The 5,832-nt window shown below is 58.7% G+C and carries 4 protein-coding genes; all 4 read right to left on the reverse strand.

Going from position 1 to position 5,832, the window contains the following annotated elements; genetic code table 11:
- Positions 1-270: 270 nt before the first annotated feature.
- Positions 271-2,715 (reverse strand): DUF4838 domain-containing protein, encoded by a 2,445-nt coding sequence (locus ACILSI_RS26500; protein WP_395724941.1) that lies wholly within the window; start codon positions 2,713-2,715, stop codon positions 271-273.
- Positions 2,716-2,730: 15 nt separating this feature from the next.
- Positions 2,731-4,092 (reverse strand): GDSL-type esterase/lipase family protein, encoded by a 1,362-nt coding sequence (locus ACILSI_RS26505; protein WP_395724942.1) that lies wholly within the window; start codon positions 4,090-4,092, stop codon positions 2,731-2,733.
- The gene (locus ACILSI_RS26510) at positions 4,089-5,402 is read right to left on the reverse strand and encodes a hypothetical protein (RefSeq protein ID WP_395724943.1); all 1,314 of its coding nucleotides are present in this window, start codon (positions 5,400-5,402) and stop codon (positions 4,089-4,091) included. Before ACILSI_RS26510 ends, ACILSI_RS26505 begins: the two co-directional genes overlap by 4 nt.
- 56 nt (positions 5,403-5,458) lie before the next feature.
- On the reverse strand, positions 5,459-5,832 hold a 374-nt coding region (locus ACILSI_RS26515; RefSeq protein ID WP_395724944.1), incomplete at its 5' end, for a CocE/NonD family hydrolase.

Raw genomic sequence — 5,832 nt, forward strand, 5'->3', positions numbered from 1 at the left:
ACTCTGCGCTCTGCTTCATGATGTTGTCCCGCGCGGCAATGAGGTCCGCATGACTGGGAACACCTGGCTTCCCATAAAAATGCCATTCCGGCCGCTTTGTAGAACTTCTCCAAGACGCTGCGCGGGAGGTGCAGGGCTTCGACTCTGCGCTCTGCTTCATGATGTTGTCCCGCGCGGCAATGAGGTCCGCATGACTGGGAACACCTGGCTTCCCATAAAAATGCCATTCCGGCCGCTTTGAATAGTAACGAACATCATCGTATTGTTCCTCTATCGTTTGTTCGTCGTGATGTTTGCCATCATTTCGAAGTTCTTGTTGAACGCCTTGCCTGTCGGTGAGAGCTGGTAGAACTCGGGCTTGTCTCCGGCGAGACGCTGATGCGAGATCTGCATGCCCCACGGTGCCGAGACATTGGGGATAAGTGCGCCGAGCGATGCGTAATCAATGCGGATCTCGATGCACCATTTGTCGGTGTATTTCTTCACCGCATAATCGGTCACGCTGTAGAACGCTGGAAGGTTGGCGACGTTCGGGTCCGTGGTGTCCTGATCGAAGATGGCACCAGCGGGATTGATGTTGATGACAGGCATGCGCCCGTTCGGACTCTCCAACCGTATCTCCACAAAATCATCGGACCAAATGCCCGAGTCGTCGCGCGCCTTGGTGCGGTCGTGGAGGCGGTCCATTTTCGGCTCGCGGCAGTCGATAGCGATGTAGAGGGCGGTCGGTGTGGCGCGGAACGCGACGGTGCTGGAGATGTGGTTGGGCTTGGCGCTGGTGAACATGTCCTTCAGCGGATAGGATGGCACGCCCTTCCAGAAGGCTTTGGTGAAATCGCCATCGCACTTGGTGTCTTCGGCGAAGCGTCCGGCTTGGATGGTCGGACCTTTGCGATGCAGGTTCACGAACAGCCGCTTGAGGGGTTCCATTTCAGAGGCGAGGCGGTCGAGCCTTTTCGCATAGATGCTGCCAGCTTCGGTTTTCGCTCGGGCCTTGCCGAACATGTCGAAGAGTTTCGTCACATCCTCCTCCTTGAAGTTTCCTGAAGAAGCCGTCACGCGGCGTGGGGCTCTCCGCATCCAGATCTCCTCGCCGAACTGATCCAGCGCCTTCATTTCTTCCGCAGCGGGGCCGTAGTAGAGCGTGTAGTATTCGGCGAGCAGCTTGTCCACATCCACCTTCGGATCCCACATGAGCTTCGAGTAGAGATACATCATGAGGTGCGTCTGTGCCGGGCAGCCGATGTTGGTGTTTTGGTTTTCGGGTTTTGTCATGCCGCCAAAGGGTCCGTCGTATTCGAGGAGGAATCCCTGGCATTTGTCGGGCGTGACATTTTTGAAGAGCTGCTTCAGGCTTTCCGTGAAAATATACGGGGTGGGCGGGTAGTTGCGGTGGGGACCGCGGTCGTAGAGGTAGTCGTAATAGATGAACTGTTCCGGCTGTTTGACGCACTTGAACCACTCCTTCATGATGCCGATAAAATCAGGGTTAAGGTGGTCATAGGCCGTCGTGTTTGCGAACACGCAGGTCATGTCATCCGGGATGAACTTGCCGCTGAGCTGGGTGGGCACGCCTACCGTGCCGGAGTAAGCGTAGAAGGCCTTGCGCTGCTGGTTGCCAGGATACTTCTTGTTGTAGCGCTCGAGCATGTTCGCATTGAAATCCCAGGCGTAGTCGCTGTAGCGCCCGGAATCGCCACGCTCCTTCAGTTTGTCCCATCCGTTGGCGACGTCCTCGTCTCCGATGGTGCTCCATCCGTCCGGCTGGTTGAAGCTGACATACGGAAGCATCTTCGGATAGAAGGTATTGGCGGACTCCAGATACTGCATGAACGTTGAGCGGAACTTTTCGCCAGAGAGCTTCGGCACCCGGAAGTCGGCCTGCCCGTTGACTTTTCCGGCACACTCGGGGTCTTCTTTGCCGTCGAGGATACGCCCTGCGGCATGGTAGAAGAAGATGAACTCGCTCATCCCGCCGCCAAGCGATTTGAACCACATGGCTTCATCGCGGCAGCCACGCCAGTGGCTCCAGTTGCGGTAACGGAAGGCCGGTTCACTCTTGATGTCCTGATCGGCAACGGAAATGTCCTTCTTTTCGGGGATGACCTGCCCGATGTCGGCGAAGGGCATATACCAGCGGAACCCGAGTTGTTCGAGCAGCGCGTAGGCGGCGAAAAGGGTGCCGGTGGAATCAATGCCATCATGAAACCCAAGGCTCCTCGACGCATCCCTTTCGCGGCACTGGTTGTAGAGGCCTTCCATGAACATCGGCGAGCGCCAGTTGTGCCCTGTGTGCTTCAGCCATTTGTCTTGGACCCTGTAGAGGTTGTCCTCGCTGAGACCGTAGTGTTGATACCATTCAATATCGACACCGGCAGCGATGACATCGTCGCCTTTGACGATGATCTTGTATCCGTCGTATTTGACCTCCTTGAGATCCATCCCGATCTTCTTCGTCATCTCGTTTTCACCGAACCAAACCTTGGTCTTCACCTTGCCGGTTGGTTCGTTCACAATATCGAGTTTAGCGCCCGACATCTTGGCGATGATGCCCTGAAACTCCGTTGCGGCTGCCTTCACGATCGGATTGGCGTCCTTCGGGATGACGATTTCGGCCGTCGCCTTGCCGTCCTTCACGATCGGTGCTGCGGAAACGGGCACAGAGATACAGAAGGTCAGTAGCAGGGTGGTGAGGAGTGTGGAGGTGTGTTTCATGGCGGAGTCTTTCAATCAGGGGCGTTCATTCAGCAGCTTATCAAGTGTGGGGCCCATCGCCTTCATCCAGCGCGTGTAGCCGGGGCCGGCGACGTGGAGTTTGTCGGGCATCACTGCTGGGCTGATGCTTCCATCGGGCTCGACGAGTTGGTCGCCCACGTCGAGGTAGAAGACCTGCTTTTGGTCGGACAGCGTGGCGAGTTTGGCGTTGGTCTGGCGGATTGCCCCGTTGATTTCGTCTTTGATCGAGGCACCGCGCGGCAGAATGCCCAGCAGCAGGATTTTGCTCTGGGCGGTCTTGCTCTGGATCGCTTGGATCAGCCCGCCGATGTTCGCCGCGATCTCGTCAGGAGTGAACTTGCCCGTGAGGTTGTTGGTGCCGATGAGCAGCACGACGACCTTTGGCTTAGCCTTGTCGAGCGTGCCGTTCTGCACGCGCCAGTGGACGTTTTGAATCCAGTCCCCGCCGATGCCGAGATTGAGTGGGCGGTGTTTGCCAAACCGCGCCTCCAGCACTTCCTGCGGCCAGCGTGCGGTGATGGAGTCGCCGATGAAGACCAGCTCCGGGCGGGTCGCCACGACCGCTGCGCAGTGCGCCTTGTGCTTGTCCGCATAGGCGGCACCGATTTGTCCATTCGCCCCGAACTGCGGCGCAGAGGCATGGAGCGTCGGCGAGATGATGTTCACCGGCTCCGCAGGCTTCTGGCCCGCCGGACAATCCTCGATGACATAAAAAAGCCGACCCGCGGCTTTGGGCGAGTTCTCTGAGGGGCCGACGGCGACGTGGATGACGTCCTCCTTTTTCAAGCGTCCGAGATTGAACCGAAAGACCTGGGCGAAGCGGTCCTTCTTCTTGATGAGCGACTGCACCTTCAACTGCTCATTTACATAGACCTGCAAATCGGTGCCGTATCTGAGTGGCGTGGTCAGGTTGCCGTGGTTGATCCAAACCTCGCCCACCGAGTCGGCGCTGAGTCTGTAAGACGCGATGTAACACCGCGCGACACCATCCTTGTCCCGCATCGCCGAGACATCGAGGTAGCCAATGCCCCGCGAAATGGTGTGGCCCGGCGCGTCGGCCCGCAACGCTCCCGACGCATCCCGCACGCCATAGGCCCTTGCCTCCTCATCGTAGCTCAAGGGAGCGTAGCCTGTGGAGTCGCCGAGCTTGCCGCGCGCATTCCATTGAAAGCTCCAGCCCGCTCGCGGGGTCGGGGCCGCAGCGGCGTCTCCATAGACGGCGATGATTGTCTCTGCTCTGACGCCGCTGGCCTTCGGAGTGGCTGTTTCAGCGTGAAGGCAGGCCAGCAGTGCCAGCAGCAAAGCAACGAGAGTTTCCGGGAAGCGTTTCATGTTGGGGATGATGGAATCGTTCATTTCGAAGCCTTCGGCGGGGATGTGAGGTCTTGAAGTCGGGCCACCGCTTCGCCCACCATCTTCTCGCCAGCCTCTGCTGCGAGAAAGCTGCACTCGCTGGCACCATAGCCGCCTTCTTTCACCGCCTGGGCGGTGGGGATATAGACGACGAATGGCGTGCCTTTGCCGTGATAGGCGAGACCGAGGATGAAGGTGTTGGCGATGGGGGATTGCGCGGTGAGATCGAGTTGGTGCTGAATGAAGGGTTCGCCGGGGATGGCGACGAGGGCGAGTTCGCGGCCAATCGCCATGGTCAGAAGACCGACCTCGGCGCTGAGGTTGCCGTGGCGATTGGGGATGGTGAGCAGGCTTTCCTTCACCTGGATCGCGCTGGCGGATTGCGGCTTGAGATTTTGGGCGATTTGCAGCGCTCCTTTGGCGAGCGAGATGCCGGCTTGTTTGGCGATGTTGAAGCGGTTTTCGCCTCGCAGGTTGTGCAAGTCATAGGGATCGAGATCGCCTGACGCGCCTTGGAGAAACATGGCCATGCAGTCGGGGCCGAGTTCTTGCTCAATGTGATCGACCATGGCTCCTGGATAATCTCGTGAGACAGCACTGGCCCCCATGAGCGTCACGGGGTGGCAGGCATACTGCACGGCGAAGGCGCGGGGCTTGCCGGTCATGTCTTCGACGCGAATGACGCCGACCGTCGGATCGACTGGCTTGGTCGGTCGGCGGTCTGGATTCTCCCACAAGGCGCTGACGATGCCGGCGCGCACGAGTCGCCGATTGTGGGCCATGTAAGCGCTCTCAAAGGGGCCTTTGCCTGCCGCGAGTCGTGCCGGAAAGAGGTTCTGCATCGCCTGGCCGATGGCGGCGATGACTTTGGCCTCGGTGGTGGCATACCAGGGATCGGCGGACAAGCCGGGCCAGTCGATGACTTCCGCCGGTGCCTTCGGGCTGCGTGTCCAATCCGGCGCAGCAGGCGGCTTGATGAGCATGCCACGTGGTGCAGGCGCTGCATGCGTGTGAGTCGCGCAGAGGATGATGTGATCGAGGCCATACTTCGCTTTGGCTTCATCAATGACCTTCTTGGAAGCGAAGACGATGAGATCGACGGAGACGATGGCGATGGAGGTCTGCGGAGTCTTCAGCACGAGCACTCGCGCAAACAAGGGATCGCGGAGTTGCAGTGGCTGGCCCACCAGATTGACCGCGTGCTCGGCTGCGGGCGTGATTTCGACCTTGGCGGTACCTGCGAGTAGCTCCTGCGCGAACAAGGTGCTGAGACCCGAAGCAAAGATGGAGGTGATGAATAGAAATATCCTCATGGCAACAAAGGTGGAACGAACTCGAAACTTGAACATGATGTATTGGACTGAAGAACTTAACGGCGCGGAATGACCGGGAGCACGATGTGTGAATCGAACTGACGATCGTGATGAATGGTTTGTTGTGCGATGACCGCTTCTGTCTCCAGCCCGATGTTGTCCGCACCCGTGTTGAGGTTGCGCAGGTAATAGGGGAAGAAGCTGCTGGAGATTTCGATGCGAATGCGATGTCCCTTGGCGAAGGCGTTTCCAGTGGCCCGCCAAAACTCGATCACATACGGGTAAACTTGGTTCGGCTCCACGATGCTCAGACGATGGGCATTGAACGCTCCATCGCGCTGCGGGTCGCGATGCCGGGCGCGGATCACGCCTTCGCACAGGAAGGCCGCCTTGCCATCTGGATCGACATCGATCAGGCGAATCATCCAGT

Origin of the sequence: Prosthecobacter sp. (assembly GCF_044232965.1) — a bacterium.
In the GTDB taxonomy this organism is placed as follows: domain Bacteria; phylum Verrucomicrobiota; class Verrucomicrobiia; order Verrucomicrobiales; family Verrucomicrobiaceae; genus Prosthecobacter.